The 19,986-nt window shown below is 31.8% G+C and carries 16 protein-coding genes; 8 read left to right on the top strand and 8 right to left on the bottom strand.

Features of this window, described 5'->3' with window-relative positions; translation table 11 throughout:
• Positions 1 to 77: 77 nt before the first annotated feature.
• Positions 78 to 2,600: a tectonin domain-containing protein gene (locus F0000_RS11975; protein WP_149624956.1), complete on the bottom strand. Its 2,523-nt coding sequence runs from the start codon at positions 2,598 to 2,600 to the stop codon at positions 78 to 80.
• 409 nt (positions 2,601 to 3,009) lie between these two features.
• On the opposite strand from F0000_RS11975, the gene rocD reads away from it, so the two are divergent.
• Positions 3,010 to 4,293 carry an ornithine--oxo-acid transaminase gene (rocD, locus tag F0000_RS11970; protein WP_149624955.1) on the top strand — a complete coding sequence of 428 codons (1,284 nt, stop codon included), beginning with the start codon at positions 3,010 to 3,012 and terminating at the stop codon, positions 4,291 to 4,293.
• 76 nt (positions 4,294 to 4,369) lie between these two features.
• Here rocD and F0000_RS11965 read toward each other — a convergent pair whose 3' ends face one another.
• The 4 genes from F0000_RS11965 to F0000_RS11950 all read right to left on the bottom strand — a co-directional run bounded on the left by F0000_RS11965 (position 4,370) and on the right by F0000_RS11950 (position 6,290).
• Positions 4,370 to 4,678 (bottom strand): CCC motif membrane protein, encoded by a 309-nt coding sequence (locus F0000_RS11965; protein WP_149624954.1) that lies wholly within the window; start codon positions 4,676 to 4,678, stop codon positions 4,370 to 4,372.
• Complete coding sequence (locus F0000_RS11960; RefSeq protein ID WP_149624953.1) at positions 4,679 to 4,981, bottom strand: DUF2752 domain-containing protein; 303 nt, start codon at positions 4,979 to 4,981, stop codon at positions 4,679 to 4,681. It abuts the gene before it with no gap.
• A gap of 706 nt (positions 4,982 to 5,687) precedes the next feature.
• Positions 5,688 to 6,005 (bottom strand): CCC motif membrane protein, encoded by a 318-nt coding sequence (locus F0000_RS11955; protein WP_149624952.1) that lies wholly within the window; start codon positions 6,003 to 6,005, stop codon positions 5,688 to 5,690.
• Between the two features lie 12 nt (positions 6,006 to 6,017).
• Positions 6,018 to 6,290, bottom strand: coding sequence for a DUF2752 domain-containing protein (locus tag F0000_RS11950; RefSeq protein ID WP_255452699.1), 273 nt, complete (start codon positions 6,288 to 6,290; stop codon positions 6,018 to 6,020).
• Positions 6,291 to 6,387: 97 nt separating this feature from the next.
• Between F0000_RS11950 and F0000_RS11945 the strand changes: the two genes are divergently transcribed.
• Positions 6,388 to 6,600 (top strand): hypothetical protein, encoded by a 213-nt coding sequence (locus tag F0000_RS11945; RefSeq protein ID WP_149624950.1) that lies wholly within the window; start codon positions 6,388 to 6,390, stop codon positions 6,598 to 6,600.
• A gap of 5 nt (positions 6,601 to 6,605) precedes the next feature.
• Positions 6,606 to 7,154: a Smr/MutS family protein gene (locus F0000_RS11940; RefSeq protein ID WP_149624949.1), complete on the top strand. Its 549-nt coding sequence runs from the start codon at positions 6,606 to 6,608 to the stop codon at positions 7,152 to 7,154.
• 14 nt (positions 7,155 to 7,168) lie between these two features.
• Here F0000_RS11940 and F0000_RS11935 read toward each other — a convergent pair whose 3' ends face one another.
• Complete coding sequence (locus tag F0000_RS11935; RefSeq protein ID WP_149624948.1) at positions 7,169 to 7,696, bottom strand: hypothetical protein; 528 nt, start codon at positions 7,694 to 7,696, stop codon at positions 7,169 to 7,171.
• Positions 7,697 to 7,706: 10 nt separating this feature from the next.
• Positions 7,707 to 8,819 carry a hypothetical protein gene (locus F0000_RS11930; RefSeq protein ID WP_149624947.1) on the bottom strand — a complete coding sequence of 371 codons (1,113 nt, stop codon included), beginning with the start codon at positions 8,817 to 8,819 and terminating at the stop codon, positions 7,707 to 7,709.
• Positions 8,820 to 9,173: 354 nt separating this feature from the next.
• Here F0000_RS11930 and F0000_RS11925 point away from each other — a divergent pair, with 354 nt between their 5' ends.
• Positions 9,174 to 10,322 carry a cysteine desulfurase family protein gene (locus F0000_RS11925; protein WP_149624946.1) on the top strand — a complete coding sequence of 383 codons (1,149 nt, stop codon included), beginning with the start codon at positions 9,174 to 9,176 and terminating at the stop codon, positions 10,320 to 10,322.
• 120 nt (positions 10,323 to 10,442) lie between these two features.
• Here the strand turns inward: F0000_RS11925 and F0000_RS11920 are convergent, their stop codons facing one another.
• Positions 10,443 to 13,223 carry a lamin tail domain-containing protein gene (locus tag F0000_RS11920; protein ID WP_149624945.1) on the bottom strand — a complete coding sequence of 927 codons (2,781 nt, stop codon included), beginning with the start codon at positions 13,221 to 13,223 and terminating at the stop codon, positions 10,443 to 10,445.
• Positions 13,224 to 13,554: 331 nt separating this feature from the next.
• On the opposite strand from F0000_RS11920, the gene F0000_RS11915 reads away from it, so the two are divergent.
• From F0000_RS11915 to F0000_RS11900, 4 genes are all read left to right on the top strand, one after another.
• Positions 13,555 to 16,296, top strand: a complete 2,742-nt coding sequence (locus F0000_RS11915) for a lamin tail domain-containing protein (RefSeq protein WP_188112106.1) — start codon at positions 13,555 to 13,557, stop codon at positions 16,294 to 16,296.
• Positions 16,297 to 16,390: 94 nt separating this feature from the next.
• A complete protein-coding gene (locus tag F0000_RS11910; RefSeq protein WP_149624943.1) occupies positions 16,391 to 17,146 on the top strand; it encodes a polyphosphate polymerase domain-containing protein in 756 nt (251 codons plus the stop codon).
• Positions 17,130 to 17,507: a DUF4956 domain-containing protein gene (locus tag F0000_RS11905; RefSeq protein ID WP_149624942.1), complete on the top strand. Its 378-nt coding sequence runs from the start codon at positions 17,130 to 17,132 to the stop codon at positions 17,505 to 17,507. Before F0000_RS11910 ends, F0000_RS11905 begins: the two co-directional genes overlap by 17 nt.
• A 56-nt stretch (positions 17,508 to 17,563) precedes the next feature.
• Positions 17,564 to 19,963, top strand: a complete 2,400-nt coding sequence (locus tag F0000_RS11900) for an ABC transporter transmembrane domain-containing protein (RefSeq protein WP_149624941.1) — start codon at positions 17,564 to 17,566, stop codon at positions 19,961 to 19,963.
• The last annotated feature ends 23 nt before the right edge of the window (positions 19,964 to 19,986 follow it).

Raw genomic sequence — 19,986 nt, 5'->3', positions numbered from 1 at the left:
ATATCAGCATCTTACCAGGATTTAACGATTTTAATTTCTGAGATCCTAAAACAAGTGCTGACTGACAGCAATCCATATTATTCCTTTACCAACTTGAAAACGTACTTATTTGTAGGTTTGTTATTGTTATCAACCTGCTTTAAATGTAACAGATACATGCCATTAGCTATACTAGATAAATCTATAGTTATTTTATCTTTATCGACAATTTTAGAAATTATTTTTATCCCTTGAATATTAGAAACCTCAACGTTATAAGTATTATAAATATTTGAGAAAGTTACCAATCCATTTGTTGGGTTTGGATACGCTTCTATTTCTTTAGTAAGGGTCAGTTCCGTTAAATCTTCTTTATTGTCTGAACTATTTAAACAATTACCAACAAAAATTTCCTTTTTATTATTCACAACCCATACTTCATTGGCAGTACCTACAGAAATTTGCTCCCCACTACCACTTTGTGTTTTCCATTTTTTGTTTCCTTCATAGAAATTTACTTTTCCATTATTTAGAGAAAGCGCCCATAAATTATTGTCTCCTTCAGCAAAACTTAGGTCTTGAGCTTTAAAATTTCCTTTTCTAAACCATTTTCCATTGACAAGCTGATACACATAATCATCACTACCAACGATCCAAGGAAAGCCACTTCCCGATACATCAACTCTTTTAGCCTTAACAGCATTATTTTGTGCTTTCCAACTTTGATTTTGTCGTTTAAAAATTATGTCATTTTCACCAATTATATATACACTATTATTACCTGCTCCTACATCAGTAGCACGACCATTGATAGTAAACCAGGTATTATTTTTAAATAAATGGATCTTTTTATAGGTATCGATAACCCATACAGCACCGTTACTATTCACATCTAACTTATCTGCTTCAAATCCACCATCAGGTAAAATTTTCCAATTATTATTTCTTCTTTCATAAACTCTGCGATTGTTACCAACAATGTATGTTTTTCCACCACCGCTTCCTATATCTCTAGCTCTACCATCTAATTTTCTAAACTGACAGTTATCGCTTGGATTCGAGGATATTCCTCTAGATTTATCTTGTTCTCTGAATAAACTAAAAGCTCTTGCGTTGTTTTCTGCATCTATTTCGGCTCCTGGGGTTCCACGCCTTGCACCAAACCTTCTTTTTGTAACACTTATACCATCACTAGTTGAGCAGCCTATGATCCAATTTTTATAAGCCAATTGCGGGCTATGCGCAATCATAGATTTTGCAATACAATTCCAAAAAGTATGTTGTGTGCCTGCATATCCATGTCCAGTGCCCGCACAACCTCGATTTTCGATATTTATTGATCCTGTAGAAACTATATTTTCCCATAATATCCCTGTAGCCCATCGATGGTGAGGTCCAGAATCAGAAAATTGCCCATTATTTGAAGCCACATTGGTAGCACTACAATCTAAATATACATTAGGACCTAAAGCTCTAGACCCTGTTACATAATCGTGTCTGCCTCCATTTTCAGACGTACAGTTAAATACAAAAGCGCGTTGCGTATTAGTAGAAACGTGATATCCATAACGCCTGCCACCAGTAACTTTGGATTTATAATCTGAAATTTTGGAGTCTCTAATAGTAATTTTGTAAGCATTTTTCAAATCAATTACCAAGCCTCCAAAATACTGAATATGGACATTTCTAATCCACATATTTTCTACTGCATTTACATCCAGTGCATTCCAACCATGGTTTTCATCTGTTCCGTGAGCGAAAAAAGAAGTCATTTTTAAATTTTCTATACCGATATGCTCTATTTTATCATTCCAAGTGTATTTTTCTATAAATGCTTTAGAGTGTATACCATCGGAAAATTCCATAGCAGGCGCATCTAACGTTATTTTATTTCCATTTACCTGAACTACTTTTCTTTTATAATTTAAAGTATAGTCTTCTTTTGTCCAATCTCTTCGAGCTGGATCACCATGACTGGCACAATCGGAGGATAAGTTATCCATTTTAATAGCTGAAGCCCAGGCATCCGTTTTTTGATCTATGTAAAATACTTCATCTCCTTCTGTAAAAGAATGCCTTGAAGCTACTGTAAAGGTATTTTGTCCAATATGTACATAATTATCAGTAACTTGTTTTCTGGAGGAAGTAATTCCAATAGCATTCCTAGTACCATGAATTTCAATTGCATTACTTTTTTCACGCTTATCATAATGGATAATCGTACCATTATTACCGTCACCTTCACCTCGTAAAACGATACCACTAGCATTTATTTTTAAAGTGTTTTTGAGAGTGTAGGTACCTTTTTTAAACAGTATGGCACCTCTAAATCCATTAGCTTTAATAGGTCTATTGGATAAGGTGTTTATAGCATTTTGAATATCTGTAGTTCTATCTTTTGTCGGATTATTACTAGGGTTCAAAGTAATTTCAACTCCAATATTTGGTATTGGCTCATTTCTAAGTTTATACCCGACATTACTGTAATCAGGTATAACATTGCCATCGTTATCAGGTACCATTACTAGATTTCCATTAGTACTTAAATAGGCGTAATCATTTTTTTGAGCTAATAATAAGCTTGATATGCCCATGAGTAAGACAACTATTAGTTTTTTCATAATTTGTTGGTTTGGTTAGTTTCTATGCCTAAAACGATTATAAGTAAGGTTTTAGTGTTACCTCAATCACAAAAAAAGACTATATGAACCCTTTTGAAAAAGGTTCTTCAATTGCAAATTATACAATATTTTTAAAGCTGCTTACCTGTTAAATAAAAGGTAATCTAAGGGGGCGTGTATCCTTTCGGGTCAAAAAAGTCCGAAAAAAGCATAAAAAAATGATTTTAAAAAGAGGGAATAATGTAACTAAAATCAAAAAACCAAACTTATTCAAAAGCATTCTATTAATCTTAAAATTAAATATTCAATAAAGATTTAGTATTTTGCGCACAACTTCATGGGGATGATTTCTCTCCCGAATCTTGGATTAAAGTAGGAATCGAAAAGTTTTATATTAATATCGTTTACCATGGCAGTTTTAGAAAAAAAGTCATCGCAACATTCAATTGATTTAGAGAACAAATACGGAGCTCATAACTACCATCCATTACCTGTAGTATTGAATAGGGGAGAAGGAGTGTATGTGTGGGATGTAGAAGGAAAAAAATACTATGATTTTTTAAGTGCATATTCTGCGGTTAATCAAGGACATTGTCATCCTAAAATAGTAGGAGCTATGATGGAGCAGGCACAGAAGTTAACATTGACTTCCAGAGCTTTTTACAATGATAAATTAGGAGAATACGAAAAATTTGCTTCAGAATATTTTGGTTTTGATAAGCTGTTACCAATGAATACTGGGGCAGAAGCTGTAGAAACCGCTCTGAAAATATGCAGAAAATGGGCTTATGAGAAAAAAGGAATTGAAGAAAATGAAGCCCAAATTATAGTATGCGAAAATAATTTTCACGGGAGAACAACGACCATTATATCTTTTTCTAATGATCCTGTTGCCAGAAATAATTTTGGACCTTATACAGCTGGATTTATCAAAATTGAATATGATAATCTTGTTGCGCTGGAAGAAGTATTAGAGAAAACTAAAAATATTGCAGGATTCCTGGTAGAACCAATACAGGGAGAAGCGGGTGTATATGTTCCTTCAGAAGATTACTTGAGTAAAGCCAAGGCTTTATGCGAAAAATATAAGGTACTATTCATCGCAGATGAAGTGCAAACAGGTATTGCACGTACAGGAAGGTTATTGGCAACCTGTGGTGAGTGTAGTTGTAGTGATAAAAATTGTTCTGCCACTCCTGATGTAAAACCAGATATTTTAATTCTTGGAAAAGCGCTGAGTGGCGGAGCATATCCAGTATCTGCAGTACTAGCAGATAATACTATTATGGAGGTTATTAAGCCCGGTAATCATGGAAGTACTTTTGGGGGTAATCCAGTTGCTGCAGCTGTGGCGATTGCCGCGCTGGAAGTAGTAAGAGATGAAAATCTTGCAGAAAATGCGTATCAGCTAGGAGAATTGTTTAGATCAGAGCTTACCAACTATATCAAAACTTCATCTATTGTTAACTTGGTGCGAGGTAAAGGCTTATTAAATGCTATAGTGATCAATGATGATGAAGAAAGTGAAACCGCCTGGAATATCTGTGTTGCATTAAAAGAAAATGGATTATTGGCAAAACCAACTCATGGTAATATTATACGATTTGCACCACCATTAGTAATGAATAAGGAGCAACTGTTAGACTGTGTTCATATCATTACTAAAACGCTGAAAGCGTTTGAAATAAATTAACTTTTTTAACGAGATTAATAAAAAAGCTATGAGAAAGTTCTGTCTCATAGCTTTTTTTATGTAGATATTATTATTTTTATTGATTTAAAATCTCTGCCCAGGGAAACATAGCTCCCATAAAAATGATATATCCAAGAATTAGTAATAAATACAAGGAACTAAGTACGATGCCAATAATCGCACAAATTCTACCGGCTTTCAAGTTTTCATATCCAAAATAAAACTCAGGATTGGCAGTATATAATTTAATAGATTGTTTAGATACTACCAAAGCTACAATGCCAAATATTAGACCTAATATCCCGTAACAAAAGCAAGTAACTATAGAAGCTATCCCAAATATCAATACAAGTGTAGCATTGGGCAGTTGTTGTTTGTTTTCCATTTATGTATGTAAAAATTGTTTAGTGATATAATTGGCAACAATAAGAATTATATTCAAGAAATAAAAATAAGTAAGAATACTAGCGCCGTTTTTAAAATTAAAATACAGATGACTGATTAAATAACCAAACATAATAAGGATTGGAATTAAAGCCGGATACATCAGTATTGAATCTATTAATTGTCCTTTTATCAGTAAAATAAAACTTCTCTGAAGACCACATCCTAAGCAATCAATACCCATAAGTTTTTTTGAAGGGCAATATAAAAGATTGTTTTCCAGAAATAATATAAATTCTTTCATTGATGATAATTATCAAAAAAATGAATGATTCTTCATTCAAAAATTTCTAGATTTTCAAATCTAAAGTAGAAATTTGCATCAGATTTAAGAGTATTTCCGATTTAATACGATTTATAACTAAAAATTTCGCATATTCATCGTTTCTTTTTCCTTTCTACTTCGTTTAAAAAATAAACCGTAGCTATAGCTATGCTTGATTTTTTTACCTTGCATAAAGAAAAAATAATTCAATGAATTTATACGAATTTTTTAATCACAAATCGTATAAATCACCCATTAAATTCAGTCTTTTTTTAGCTTAAACAAGAAATTGCTGTTTTTTATTTGAGTGTTGTTAAACCAGAATGAGTATAAATTCGGTATTCTTAAAATTATAGTTAGAGCTTGTTTAAAAACCTTACTTACTGAAAACTTGTACCAAATTTATTAGGTAGTCCAAACAAATATTTTAAGAACCGTGAGCTTACTTCAAATAATTAAAATATCTCGATATTCTCATCATTTGAAGTGTCCTCGGAACCTCAAACTATTGATTTTCAATTTGTATTCTTTTTAAACATGCTCTTAGTAAAATGATTACTAGGATATAATTTTTAGAAGATGATAAAATGTAACGTGTTTTTTGTTAGATGTTTATTGTTAAGTGGTTTATAAAACTGCCTTTATATTGTTTATCAAGGCAGTTTTATAAAAATTACTTATATAATTATTGATATTGTTCAAATATTTCCTGCATCTGTTCGGGAGTCATAAATCCATACATAGAGAAAGAAATAATCAGTAGTATTATATAGATAATACTTATTATTAAACCGATAATGGCTAATATTTTACCTGTTTTTACATTGGTATACCCTTCATATAGTTCTGGATTTTCTGTATATAAGGCAGTTGCTTTTTTGGCAAGAACCAGTGCGACTATTGCGAAGACAAGACCAATGATTCCATAACAACAGCATCCTACAATAGATAAAATTCCGAATACAAGGATCAGGGTAGCGTTAGGTAATGTTTGTTTTTCCATAAAGAACGTTGATTAGTTGAAAATAAATTTCATTTTGATTAGATAGCTTACAACGATTGTAAACACGGTAATAATAATAAGGCTCATTTTTACAAGCCAATCATTCTTAAATTTAATAAAAAAATTAAAGCCTAAGAATACAAGAAGTAATAAGAGTGGATATATTCCTGGGTACATATGAAATGCGGCAACAAATTCTCCTTTTAGAAGTAGTGCAATTGAACGTTGCATGCCACATCCCAGACAATCTACACCAAAGAGTTTTTTATTTAAACAAGGAAGCATATATTTATCCAATAGCAATCTTTTTATGGTAAGTAATGCACAATATACATAATTTGTTGAAAAATCTAATATTTGATACTTTTGCGGTATGAATAAAATGAAACTCAAAAAAGTTGGTAGCATTCTTCTAATTGTGATTGGAGCCTTGGCTTTGATAATAGAACTAGGCTCTTCTCAGAAAAATTACTATATACAGAGTACAGGGATCATCTGCCTGATGTTAGGGTTGTTTCTGGTAAATTCTGGTCTTTCTTCGAGAACAGCGCAAGAAGAAGATATGTATCAAACAGATGTTGAAGAAGAAGAATAAGTGTTATGATTAAAGTAGGGGATAAAGTTTCTGTATTGGATGAACCTATAAGGGGTAAGGTAGTCTCTGTTATGAAAAATGAAATTACAATCGAATCTGAAGATGGTTTTGATATGATATTTTTGCTTCATGAATTAGTAAAAGAGCAATCAGAAAACCTTATAATTCCATCTTATGAAGAGGTGAGTAAAAATATTCTGGAAAAAGAAATTTTTAAAAAGAAACCAAAAAGAAGGTTGGTAAAACCAAAAGAACGGGAGGTTCCGGTAATGGAAGTAGATTTGCATATCCATAAATTAGTAAGATCTACAAAAGGAATGGCGAATCACGATATTATTACCCTACAATTAGATACCGCAAAGAGACAACTGGATTTTGCGATTAGTAAGCGCATCCCGAAAGTTGTTTTTATTCATGGGGTAGGACAAGGGGTCTTAAAGGAAGAACTTAACTATTTATTTGACAGATATGATAATATCAGGATATCTGATGCTGACTATAAAAAATATGGTTTGGGAGCTATGGAAGTATATATAGTACAAAATCCTAAATAATTTCTATACGCCAATTAGTTTGCTGTAATAATATCAGAGCCTAATAGTAAGAATTCCTGTCTTATAGTGATCCCATCGCCTGCTAATGTTATATCTAAAAGGGTGACTGTTCTGGTAAACATATTTGGGGTGTCTGTTGCTTCATAGTCAATTTGTATGGTACCATTAGAGCTTGTTAATTCCTGATTAACCCCAATATTACTTGGAGGAACACTGGTGCAAAAATATTCATCGCCGGTGATAGTCACTCCAAATTCTCTATATATAAGTTGATTGGTAGTAGTATTCAAATCAATTTCGATAGGTTCAGCAGGAATATTTGCCGCTGTTGGTGTAAGATTAAAGGTAGAGCTGGTAAAGTTTACAGATAGTGATCGATTGATCTGATTATCTATTTTATAAAAAACAAAGGTGTTATTGTTTTCATTAGAGCAACTTTGTAATTCGGCACTAAAATCAACCGATGGATCTATAATATCTCCTTCGCTACAACTGATGCTGACAACTATAAGGAGTAGTAATATGTAAAATCTATGCACCATATTATCAATCTTAATTATTATTGGGGGTTGTTATTGAAGTACTAAAATCTCTAAAACCAAATGAAAAGCCTTCTTGAGCAAATTGATCACTCATTTGATTAAAGCCCAGGTTATCAATAACAAGTGTAGTTCTAAAAATTGTTACTACGGTATTAGGAAGGTTATCAGGATTGTCCATATTAGTATTCGCCACATCATCAGGTGAATCTGTATCAAGATAATTAGGGATATCATCGTTATCACTATCATCATCCATTGGATTACCATTATTATTGATATCCTCATCTATCGTAAGTTCTTCATCTCCATCATCATCATCGTCCAGATAATTAGGGATACCATCTATATCGGTATCATCATCTCTGGGATTACCATTACCATTAACATCCTCATCGCGGGTTAAAACACCATCACCATCATCATCTTCATCCAGATAGTTAGGAATTGTATCACCATCTGTATCCAGAAAACTATCATCATCAGGAATTCCATTAGGCAACTCTGCACTGGTTATTACATTATCATCGTCATCGTCCTGATCTTTAAAATCAGGAATCTGGTCATTGTCAGAATCATATCCTGGTTCAATGGCATTGTCAACATTTCCGATAGCATTATTATTCATGTCATCATCGAGATAATTAGGGACTCCGTCTTCATCCGGGTCAGCAAGGGGATCAACTTGATTAGGAGATTCTAATGTAGCTTCTACACCATCATTATCATCTTCACTTACAATTTCATTAATTATTCGGGCTTGTCCACCTATACTTATCAATTCTTCAGTTACTATAATATCACTATCAGGAATATTATTGCAATAATAATCTGCAGTAATAGCAGTATTAAACTGTCGGTATATTAATGTATTATTGGTGTTTTCTAAATCTATAAGTATGGGTTCCTCAGTTTCTTCCCTTTCAGAATATGTATCATCTATAAAATTATAAGATATTGCTTCATTCGTAGAAGTGTTTATTTTAAAGAAAACAAATTCATTAGGGAGTGCACCTTCACAAAGTTGGAGGTTAACATCATCAAACTCAAAACTGGTAATGATAATATCTCCATCATCACAAGAGATTACCAAAAGAAGTATGAAAAAAATAAAAAAGCTTCTCACTGATCGTATGTTTAAAATTAGTAACACCTTAATTTTCTCTAAAATTATAGAGCAAACGTTAGAGTTTGTAAGGATAAAGACGAATGAAATTTATAAATGTTCCTATTCAATCGCTATCTCAATTATATTTTTTGACAAAAATAGGCGAATTGAAAGATTATAACGTACCGTGATGAAAATAATTTTATTTGAACTAGTTTTGTGTTCTAAAATATAAATATTGGCAGGTGGTATAGATTTTTGTCTCGATCAAAAAAGTTTAAACCACTTCCTCTTATAAAAAGGTATTAGTATTAAATATATTATTGATATACCTCATTTTTTTATTGAATTATCTACTAATTTTTGAATTTAATGCAAAAGGTTTATTTTGACAGTGCAGCGACTACGCAATTACGTCCTGAGGTAATTGATAAAATGGTAACGGTTTTACAAGAAGATTATGGCAATCCATCTTCTTCTCACGGGTATGGAAGATCAGCCAAAAACCATATAGAAAAAGCTAGAAAGAATATAGCTAAACATCTTGGAGTAAAAGCTTCAGAAATTATCTTTACCTCTGGAGGAACAGAAGCTGATAACTTAGCACTTAATAGTGCCGTCAGAGATTTAGGAGTGGAGCATATTATTACCTCCAAAATAGAGCATCATGCGGTATTGCATACCGTTCAGGAAATACAAACACAAACAGGAATAGCAGTGAGTTATGTAGCTGTTGACTCACAAGGGGCAATAGATTATACACACTTAGAACAATTGTTAAGAAGTACATATTCAAAAGTACTGGTAAGCCTTATGCATGTTAATAATGAAATTGGTACAATCTTAGACATAGATAGAGTAGGTGCTTTATGTAAAGAACATCATGCACTTTTTCATAGTGATATGGTACAATCGATAGGGCATTTAAAAGTTGATTTAGAGCAATTAAATATTGATTTTACGGCTGTCAGCGCTCATAAATTTCATGGGCCTAAAGGAGTTGGTTTTGCTTATTTAAGAAAAAATTCGGGGCTTAAACCTTTAATTTATGGAGGAGAACAGGAGCGAGGCTATAGAGGAGGTACAGAAGGAGTTCATAATATTGTAGGCATGGCCGAAGCTTTAACATTGGCATATGAACATTTGGACGAGGAAAAGGCTTATATATCTGAACTTAAGCAATATTTTGTGGAACAATTGCGGCAACATATTAGAGGTGTTAAATTCAATGCGAATTGCAATGATATATTGCATTGCACTTATACTCTGATTAATGTTTGTATTCCTGTAGCTCCAGAAAATGCAGGAGTTTTATTATTTCAATTAGATATAAACGGAATTGCATGTTCTAAAGGAAGCGCCTGTCAGAGTGGAAGTAATCAAGGTTCTCACGTACTTACAGAGATTCTTTCTGAAGAAGACCTGCTAAAACCGTCTATTAGATTTTCTTTTTCCAGATACAATACTAAAGCAGAAGTAGATTATGTTATTGGAGTACTGAAGGGATTTGTAATTGACTAGTGTAAATCATATCTGGTTATAAAAAGTAAAAATCATCTCAATGATGATTTTTACTTTTTATAATGTCAAAATTCAATAATTATATTCTGGTGAAATAGATCAAAAGATCGTCATAAAAAATTATTGTTTGATTATTTTCAGAGTAGTTTTATTATTGATTTTAATAAAATAAAAACCACTACTTAAGTCTTGCATAGCTACCTTATTTCCTGTTCCAGAATCAAGTAGGCTTCCGTTAATAGTATAGATTTTCCAATTTAAAGTACTTAGTTGAGACGGAGGCGTATTAATAGTTACTCCATAGCGCGTAGGATTTGGATAAACACTAAAACTGTCTTTTTCAAAGTCTGAAATATCTAAAGTACTTGTCTTGTTAGTAGCATTAGGAGTAGGTGCTGTAAATAAAATAAAATTAGTAGCTACGTCATTTTCTGCTCCATAAGATTGGTCTGATTCTATATCTGTAAACTCAATACGTTGTTTCTCGGTAATACCATCAGAATACGTTACTACAATCTGGTCTGATCCTTTTAATTTAAATCCTAAATGATTTTCGCCTTGTGACGGGTCATTATCTGCCCAAAGTAACAAATAACCATTAGCAGCTACTGTAGTCTTAGAAGCATCGGTATCTGGGATTTGCCATTTTAGAGGATCCGAAAAACTATCAGAAAAGTATAGTCCTGCCAGATTAATCGGCGTTGATCCTGGGTTGTAAATTTCAATCCAGTCATCATATTCTCCATTTTCGTCAGTAATTGTACTATCATTTTTTCCTTGTACTTCGTTAATTACTGCGTCATTTGTTATAGCCGTAATAGGTTCAAAAATGGCAGTCACTGCTGCATTAGCACTAAAAACAGGAGCGATATCAACTGTATTTCCTGTAGCATCACCTTCCCAACGTACAAACCTGAATCCTGGTAATGCTTCTGCGGTAAGTTTTAAAGGAATATTACTAAAATATGTGCCTGTAGCTGTTTCTTCTTGTATTTTTATTTCATGAACTCGCACAAATCCCTGATTGATATCAGAACTACTGTAACTTACATCTATGGGAGTATCCAAACTATACTCAGTCTGTATTCTATTAAAAATATCATCATCTACTCGATTTCTAATATTATTTCTCAGATCTTCCATATTTTGTTTCCATTCAGTGAGATTGGCAAAAGGAGGTGTGTTAAAAGGACGAGGTCGTTCCATGTTTAATCTCGTATTCACAAGACCGTGTGCTGGGATTTCATTTTCTAATTCAGCCTCCATTTCATCCAATATAGCAATGACTCTGCTGGTATTATATATGTGATTCAATGCTGCAGCTACAAATTGTAAAGCTTCGCTTCGGTATGCTGGATTAGTATCTATTTCATTATCCAAAAGCGATGATACTTCCATTGGATCTGTTAGGTTGGAGACTCCACTAAAACCTCTACCAAAACTAAAATCAAAATCGTGTATAAGATAATGATAACGTTGCCCTGTTTTACCAGAAAGGTCTTCCCACCAGTTAAATCCTCTTTCACCTAGATCAGAATAATTGATCAACATTCTGATATTGGTGTAGTTATTAAAATTAATTATGCTATTCAGTGCTTCCCTGTCGGTAGGTAAAGGTGCATCAGGCTTAATAAATAAATTAGACCTACTCCCTCGTATTACGAATTCACCATTCTCTAAATTAAAATTATGTCTTATATAATCATTATCATCATCTTCTCTTATATTTATGATTCCCTGGTATATGGAATTTACATATAATACTGCCGGGCGATAGCCTTCAAAAGAAAAATTTGTTAGATTGTCACTTCCCATAAGTCTTGATACAAAAGCATCTCTCAGGTGTGTATAAAACCAATCTTGACTGGAATTACGAAGATAAATACTACCAAACTCATCTACGGTTTTATTTGGGAACATTTTATGATCAAAATCGCTATCACCATATAATTTACTAGCTTCAATCTTTCCATTTAATTGGGGTATTAAAGCTCTGGATGCATTACCGGATTCTCTAAAATTTGCGTATTGACTAATGACCGTAGTTCCATCAGTTTCTATAAAATTGAATTCTACCCGACCATCTATTACCTCTTTGTTTCTTCGAGCGACAGTTTTTGAAGAATTATCAGAGGTTAATAATACTATTGGTAATTCATGAGTTGCTCCAATAATGTATGATCTGTTTTCTACAATACTAAATAGGTTTGCATTTTCTATAACTATTGCTTTTAGTGCAGTGTTATTGCTAATAGTAATAGGTCCTGTATATGGTGTAGAGTTTATTGTTGGCGTAGTACCATCAAGGGTATAGTATATAGTTCCTGTTCCGCTGTGCGTTAACTCAACAGGTTGAGATGATGGATAAAGTCCTGATGGTAAACTAACTGTTAGGTTACTATCCAAATATTCAAAAGCAGTAGTATCCGGGTTGGTATCTCTTGGACTAGGGGGAGTCATAAAGGTATACGTACCATTATCAATTCTGCCATAAGAAATATCATTTTGGATGGCTGGATACGTTAATTGTTGGATTTCTGTTCCTGATGCATCTGATAATACAAGTGTTTCTCCACTTGTAGATAAGTTAAAATTAACTTTGATAGCAGTTGTAGAGAAAGCATTTTCACCAAATAACAGCAAAAATCCGTTTGCATTTATAACCGTTCCTGCAGGCATTTGCCATTTCATAACATCATTGGGGTCATCACTTAAAAAATAGTTACTTATGTCAATATTTGCATTGGTTGTATTGTGTAATTCTATCCAATCAGGACATCCTCTACCATCACAGTTTTCTTGAAGAGTTATTACATTTTTGGCCTGCAGTTCATTAATTACAATATTTTGAGCGTTTGTTGTTAGAATTAAAAAGTAAAAAATGATTGATAAGTGTTTCATAGTTATAATTGTTTAGGGATATAACGGATGTATTTCTATATACCCTACCTCTTTTTATGTATATATTTAGAATAAAAAAACCTACATGTTTTGCCGCAGAATTTATAATTAAAATTTAATACCATTTTTCAAAAAAAATGTTGTAAGCTTTAGCCAGGTATAAAAACAATGAATAGGGTATGTGCTTTATAAAAAGAGATATAATGCTTGAGGTAGTTTATAATATTCTCTCGTAATAAATAAAATTCGTAGGGTTGTGGGTAGGGTATTTATGCTTTAAATAGTTTTATATGATATGAAACACATAAATAATATGAAACACATAAATAATATGAAACACACACTTCTTCTATTATGGATATTTACTTCTTCGGCATTTTCTCAAGAAGTAATTATTAATGAAATTCTGGCAAAAAATATTAATACGTATAAAGACCCTGATAGTAATAAATATACAGATTGGATAGAATTGAAAAATACAAGTTCATTACCTGTGGATATTGGCGGTTATTTTTTGAGTGACGATATTGATGAACCTGATAAGTGGGCTTTCCCTATAGGGACTGCTATTCCTGGGAATGATTTTTTATTAGTATTTGCAGATGGCGAGAACTCAGGTTTGCATACAAACTTTAAGCTGTCTTCTTCTGGAGAAACAATTATTCTTTCTGGAACAGATAAGGTTGAAGTACACAAAATAGAATATCCAGTCATACAAAATGATATATCGTATGGTCGTCTTAGTGATGCAAGTTATTCTTTTCTAAGCAATCCGACGCCTACTATAGAAAATATTGACAGTTCTGCATTTACATACATAGATGCAGGTATAGCTATAAGTGTTCCCTCTGGAGTATATGCATCGACTCAGATAGTAACAATAACAAGTACTGGTGAAGATCAAATATATTATACAACAGATGGCACAACACCAAACGCCTCTTCTATGCGCTATAACTCACCAATTACTATTGATAAAAACACACCATTAAAAGTAATTGTAATAAAATCACCATCAGAATATAGTATTATAGAATATAGATCATACATTATTGGAGCAACTCATGAATTACCAGTTATATTACTAACTGCTGATAATCATTTGAGTAATAAATTTATTGATGGTAGGGTAGAATTCAATTTTATAGAAACTGATGGGACTACGGTCATTAATCAATATGCTAATTTTGAAGGCTCTGGTAATTCATCAAAATACAAACCACAATTGAATGGTAGGGTAGAAGCAGATAATATATATGGAGATGGGGATTTTGATCATAAGATGTACCCAAATAAAAATATAAATAAATTTAAAAGATTTCTTTTAAGAAATGCGAGTCAAGATTGGTCAGAGACGCATATTAGAGACGCTTTTATTTCAAGGTTATTAAGTGAAGATAATCTGGCAGATTTTCCTTTTGAAGGCTATCGACCGGCAGTATTATATGTGAATTCTATATACCAGGGAATCATAAATGTTAGAGAAGATGATGATAACGCTTATATACGACATAATTTTGAGTTAAAAGAAGGTGAGTTTTCTATAAATGAGCGAGATCTGATTCGATATGATTTTACAACTGATAGAGAAGTATTAGAGAAGAGATTAAACTTTAATGATCATGTTAATGTCCATTTTTTGAAAAAATATTCAGCACTTAACGAATATGGTTTTGGTAGTTGGAAAGATTTAACAGATAAAACAAAACATGAAAATCATTATTTTATGCATGATTTTGATGCAATTTTTGGATTACGTGGAGAAGATCATGTGCCATTGATTGGTCCGATGCGTGTTTCTTCCCTTGTTCCTTCTGAAATGGTTTTGCATATACCCTATAAAAATGAAGCGCTACAATTTATTGCAACTATTATAAATCATATTTATAATAGAGAACGTTCTGTTGGTATTCTAGATGCTATGGAAAGAGAATTAGAAAGTGAGATCCCTGCACACGCAGTTATAAATTCTCAATTAGCTATAGATCATGGTTATAATGATTTTAATAAGCCTCCTTTTGCAAATCTGGCAGAGTGGAAAGAGAATATTGATGCCCTTAGAACAGATATAGAAGGAAGATTGGATACAGCTATTTTTACAAGAATAAAAAATGAATATTCTTTAGAAGCCCCTATACAAGTAACCTATGAAAGTTCAGATATCAATAAAGGGTTTGTAAGAGTACATGGCGTAAAATCTATAAAAGAAATTTTTACAGGAACTTATTTTAGTAATATTCCTTTAAAACTTTCTACAGAAGCATTACCAGGATATAGATTTGTGAGATGGGAAGGAGATGTTACTGGTACCGCTATAGAGATAGCTCCTGTTTTTTCTAAAAATGCTAGTGTTACGGCAATTTTTGAACCTATAATTACGGCGACTACTGATGTAGTTATTAATGAAGTTCAAGGGAAAAATGATACTACTATTGCGGACGAAAATGGAGAATTTGATGATTGGATTGAGATCTACAACCCAACAGATATTCCTGTTAATGTAGCAGGATATTATATTTCGGATAAGCCTACTGAACCCCTAAAATGGAGAATTCCGGACACAGATGCCAGTAAAACTATGGTGGAGGCTAAGGGATATTTATTATTATGGGCAGATAAAGACTTGAGTCAAGGAGAAAATCACTTAGGGTTTAGTCTAAAAGGAACAGATGAAGTACTGCTCACTGCGCCAGATGCTACCACATTACTACAACAAGTTTCGTTTACTGATATAGATACAGATACTTCTTATGGAGCCAAAGTAGATGCAGACTCAGAATATATTGTTTTTAGCGTACCTACTCCGGGTACTAGTAATGGTGTTACATTGAGTACTGATGATTTTGAATTGATTAACAAAAATATCAGTGTGTACCCTAATCCAACAATAGATCTGATGACCATCACTAATCTGCCCGGTGATGTAAATCAACTCACATGGAAATTGTACAATATCGCAGGAAAAATTATCAAATCAGGAACTCAAAAAGAAATCAACTTAGAAGAAATTAGTGAAGGGATATACATATTAAATATTAATGATATCGCTAACATAAAAGTTATCAAACAATAAGCATGATTACACTCGTTTATTAACCAGATCATAGTATATTCTCATGGATCTGGTTAATAAAAACGGATGTTCTCTTATGTTCAAATGTAAATAAATGAAAGTAAATGTATTAGAAGATTTTGAACCTATTGCTCTAGATCAGATGGATCAGGTGCGTTTAATGAATAGGGTCGATCTAAAATATTATTTTGATAAAAGACAGCTCTCAGAAATCATAAGTAAACTCTCTCAGAACTATTATATACTGACAATAGATAAGAAAAGAATTTTCTCATATAAAACAGTGTATTATGATACAGCTACACATGATTTTTATTTAGCACATCATAATAATAAACTTAATAGACTAAAAATAAGAAAACGCACTTATATTGATACAAATACAAGCTTTATGGAGCTTAAAATTAAAAATAACAAAGGAAGAACACTTAAAAAACGTATACAAACCACCATTGCTATTACGCTTTCTGAAGATGAGAAAAAATATATTACAACTCACGCAAACATAGACAGTGACAACCTGGCGCCTAGTTTAACGAATACCTTTAAGCGAATTACACTTGTTAATAAAACATTGGATGAAAGATGTACCATTGATTTGGACATTTGTTTTACGGGAAAAGACAAGGCATCTGATCTCAAAAATATAGTAGTTTTAGAAATTAAAACAGCTAAAAAAAATGGTAACACTGCAATCACAAAGTTATTAAAGGAGAATAGAATAAAGCAAGCAGGTTTTAGTAAATATTGCATTGGCAAACTAACAACAACGACAGGATTAAAATATAACAGATTTAAGCAACAGCTTAGAGAAATAAATAAATTAAATACTTATGCCATATATAAATAGTGAACATATTATCATTATAGCCAGTTTTGCTTTTAATTTGATAACAATAATCATAGTACTCAAAATAAAAGGCATTTCTATATATAAGAGGAGTTTTTTTTCAAAAACTAAGAGACTTGAGTTAGTATATGAAAAAATAGAAAATATTCATACAAAAGAAGAAGCTGCTTTGAAAAAAGATCTCAGCAATCGTCTAGGGATTGAGGTGATTGGATATCAAATTCATTCTATTGATTTTTTAAAAGATATCGCAGAATTAACGGTTTTTTATAAAAAACCTAAGATGCTGTTTACCATGGAAATAGCGGATTATCACGAAAATTCAGAAAATAAACCAATCCTTAATGAAATTAAAATCTAAATGCCTCTTAAATGAGAGTTTCAACATTTATTTTAACACTATTATAGAATTAACAGATGTTTTTTAAAACGGTTGAGCGACAATTACAATCAAATGATTGTGGAGTAGCTACCATACGTATTATTTATACTTTTTATAACAAATACATAAGTAGAGATCAAATAATTAATTCTATTGATATAGGAAAAAAAGGGATTAGTGTATCCGGACTAAAAGATTTTTTTGAGGACAATGGTTTTATTACAGAATACAAATTATGGAATGGTACTACTAGTATCGATTCTTCGGATAATTATTTTCCTTTCATTCTTCCTGTAATCAATACAAAGTATAATAATTTTTTAATTGTAAAAGGAAAAGGAAAAAGGAAAGATACGTTTGAAATCCATGACCCCGGTAGTGGTACTACCTATTTTGCAAGTTTTGATGACCTAAAAAGTAGTATTCGTTTTTACGAAACAGATGAGGAGTATGCGCCTGTCAAAGAAGCAGCTTATTATACTGCTATCATTCAAAATGATTTATCTGTTTATGATCTGGAAAGCGAGAAACTTTTAGAAGAAAATGATATTTCATTGATTACAAATAAATTATCTTATTTTAAATATATTAAAGATAATTTTGGGTTTAAAAACAAAGAAAGTGAAAAACAATTCCTGATCGATTTGCTGGAAAATCAGGAGATATCAAAAGTTCCAGAAAAATTTCGTAAGCTATATTACAAAGAAGGAAAACTAAGAGTAAAAGTTCCTACGATTTTGGTTATAAAACCAGGTGAGAAAAGTGACAAACTCGAAATCAAAAATGAAGAAAAGAAAAAATCTGTTTATTGGAGTTTGTACAAACAATTAAAATCTCAAAAAAAGCTATGGTACATCTATATTACTGCAGCTTTTTTTTCAGCATTTGTTACTCAGCTTGCGGTATTTATAAATCAGGTGCTGATTGATTATGTTTTACCAGCCTATAATACCAGAACCCTTTTTCTATTTGCTTTTGGATTAGTCATATATCAGATATTTAACATTTTTACTTCTGCTTATAAGCGTTTTGTAGGGATACATCTTAAAAATCAGTTAGATCGCTTTTTTTTACAAAAGTTTGATACAAAAATTAGTACATTTTCATTAAGATATTTACAGTTATATAAAAAAGGAGATCTGATGGAAAGAGTTTCTGATGCTATGAAACTGAAACGATTTTTCACCAAGTTTTTTACAAGTGTATTTATTGATCTATCCATTTCATTATATTCTTTAGTAATCCTTTTTTTTATCAATTGGCAACTTTCATTATTGATACTTTTAATACTAATAGTCTTTTATTACTGGTTTAGGTTTATTACCCCATTACTACAGCATAATGAACGGATTAGATTTCATGAAAAAGCAACATTTCTTTCTAATATAATCGAAAAGATAGAAGCGATACAAATCATTAAAAGTTTTGGGATAGAAAAAAAGCAATCTCAAAAAACTAATAAAAAGATTGATGCGTATTTAAGTATTCAACTAAAAAATGAATACCTGAATCTTACAAATACAACGGTAGTGTCTTTGATAGTAGGAATTATGACGGTAGTTGTAATTTTGGTATTATCCCAATTTGCGATTACCACCCAAAAAATTTCTCTAGGACAAATTATTACATTTATAGCATTGTCGACAAAGATATTCAGTGCTTTCAAGAGTATACTGAATCAAAATTTAACACTTCAGGAAAATCAAATTATATTAAAAAGGTTTTTTGATTTTGACGAGTTGACGTACAAAAAAGAGTCAGAAAATGATATTTCAGATTTTACTATTGATACATTAGAGATCAAAAATATGTGTTTTAGTTATAAAACAAACCAACCCATTTTACATCAGATAAATTTTTCTATAAATAACCAGGAAAAAATACAGATAGAAGGTTCTAATGGTTCTGGTAAATCTACCTTGAGTAAGGTAATGACTGCCTTATACGATTATGATTCGGGAGAAATTTTAATAAATAATACACTTTCTAAATTCTACAATACGAACTCATTAAATCGTAAAATCTTATTGTCAACCAGTGATGATATTTTATTCAATGATACTGTCCTGGAAAACATTTGTTTGGGTAAGGATATAGAACTTTCAGAACTTATAGAATTATCCAGGAAAATTGGTTTTTATGAGTTCATAGCTTCAAAAGAAGATGGTTTTGACTTTTTGATTACGAATAATGGAAAGAATGTGTCAACAGGTCAGCGTAAAAAAATAATATTATTGAGAGCCTTCTTTTCACCGGCAGAAATATTCATTTTGGATGAAGTTTTATCAGGAATTGATACAGAAAGCAGGATAGCAATAGAAAAATACATAAATCAAGATAAAAGGAAATATATAATAGTATCCCACGAGCCTGTGGAAAATATTTCGTTTTCAAAAAAATATAGATTGAAAGATGGAAAACTCAATATTCTTTAGGACTTCCCCGATGCGGTTGATTT

It is taken from the genome of Aquimarina sp. RZ0 (assembly GCF_008370685.1).
Taxonomy (GTDB): Bacteria; Bacteroidota; Bacteroidia; order Flavobacteriales; family Flavobacteriaceae; genus Aquimarina.
This window is presented reverse-complemented; position numbering and strand designations above follow the sequence as displayed.

Excerpts from the sequence above, each read along its gene's own strand:
- F0000_RS11975 (WP_149624956.1), bottom strand. The coding sequence starts at position 2,600 with ATGAAAAAACTAATAGTTGTCTTACTCATGGGCATATCAAGCTTATTA.
- rocD (WP_149624955.1), top strand. The coding sequence starts at position 3,010 with ATGGCAGTTTTAGAAAAAAAGTCATCGCAACATTCAATTGATTTAGAG.
- F0000_RS11965 (WP_149624954.1), bottom strand. The coding sequence starts at position 4,678 with ATGGAAAACAAACAACAACTGCCCAATGCTACACTTGTATTGATATTT.
- F0000_RS11960 (WP_149624953.1), bottom strand. The coding sequence starts at position 4,981 with ATGAAAGAATTTATATTATTTCTGGAAAACAATCTTTTATATTGCCCT.
- F0000_RS11955 (WP_149624952.1), bottom strand. The coding sequence starts at position 6,005 with ATGGAAAAACAAACATTACCTAACGCTACCCTGATCCTTGTATTCGGA.
- F0000_RS11950 (WP_255452699.1), bottom strand. The coding sequence starts at position 6,290 with ATGCTTCCTTGTTTAAATAAAAAACTCTTTGGTGTAGATTGTCTGGGA.
- F0000_RS11945 (WP_149624950.1), top strand. The coding sequence starts at position 6,388 with ATGAAACTCAAAAAAGTTGGTAGCATTCTTCTAATTGTGATTGGAGCC.
- F0000_RS11940 (WP_149624949.1), top strand. The coding sequence starts at position 6,606 with ATGATTAAAGTAGGGGATAAAGTTTCTGTATTGGATGAACCTATAAGG.
- F0000_RS11935 (WP_149624948.1), bottom strand. The coding sequence starts at position 7,696 with ATGGTGCATAGATTTTACATATTACTACTCCTTATAGTTGTCAGCATC.
- F0000_RS11925 (WP_149624946.1), top strand. The coding sequence starts at position 9,174 with ATGCAAAAGGTTTATTTTGACAGTGCAGCGACTACGCAATTACGTCCT.
- F0000_RS11920 (WP_149624945.1), bottom strand. The coding sequence starts at position 13,223 with ATGAAACACTTATCAATCATTTTTTACTTTTTAATTCTAACAACAAAC.
- F0000_RS11915 (WP_188112106.1), top strand. The coding sequence starts at position 13,555 with ATGAAACACACACTTCTTCTATTATGGATATTTACTTCTTCGGCATTT.
- F0000_RS11910 (WP_149624943.1), top strand. The coding sequence starts at position 16,391 with ATGAAAGTAAATGTATTAGAAGATTTTGAACCTATTGCTCTAGATCAG.
- F0000_RS11905 (WP_149624942.1), top strand. The coding sequence starts at position 17,130 with ATGCCATATATAAATAGTGAACATATTATCATTATAGCCAGTTTTGCT.
- F0000_RS11900 (WP_149624941.1), top strand. The coding sequence starts at position 17,564 with ATGTTTTTTAAAACGGTTGAGCGACAATTACAATCAAATGATTGTGGA.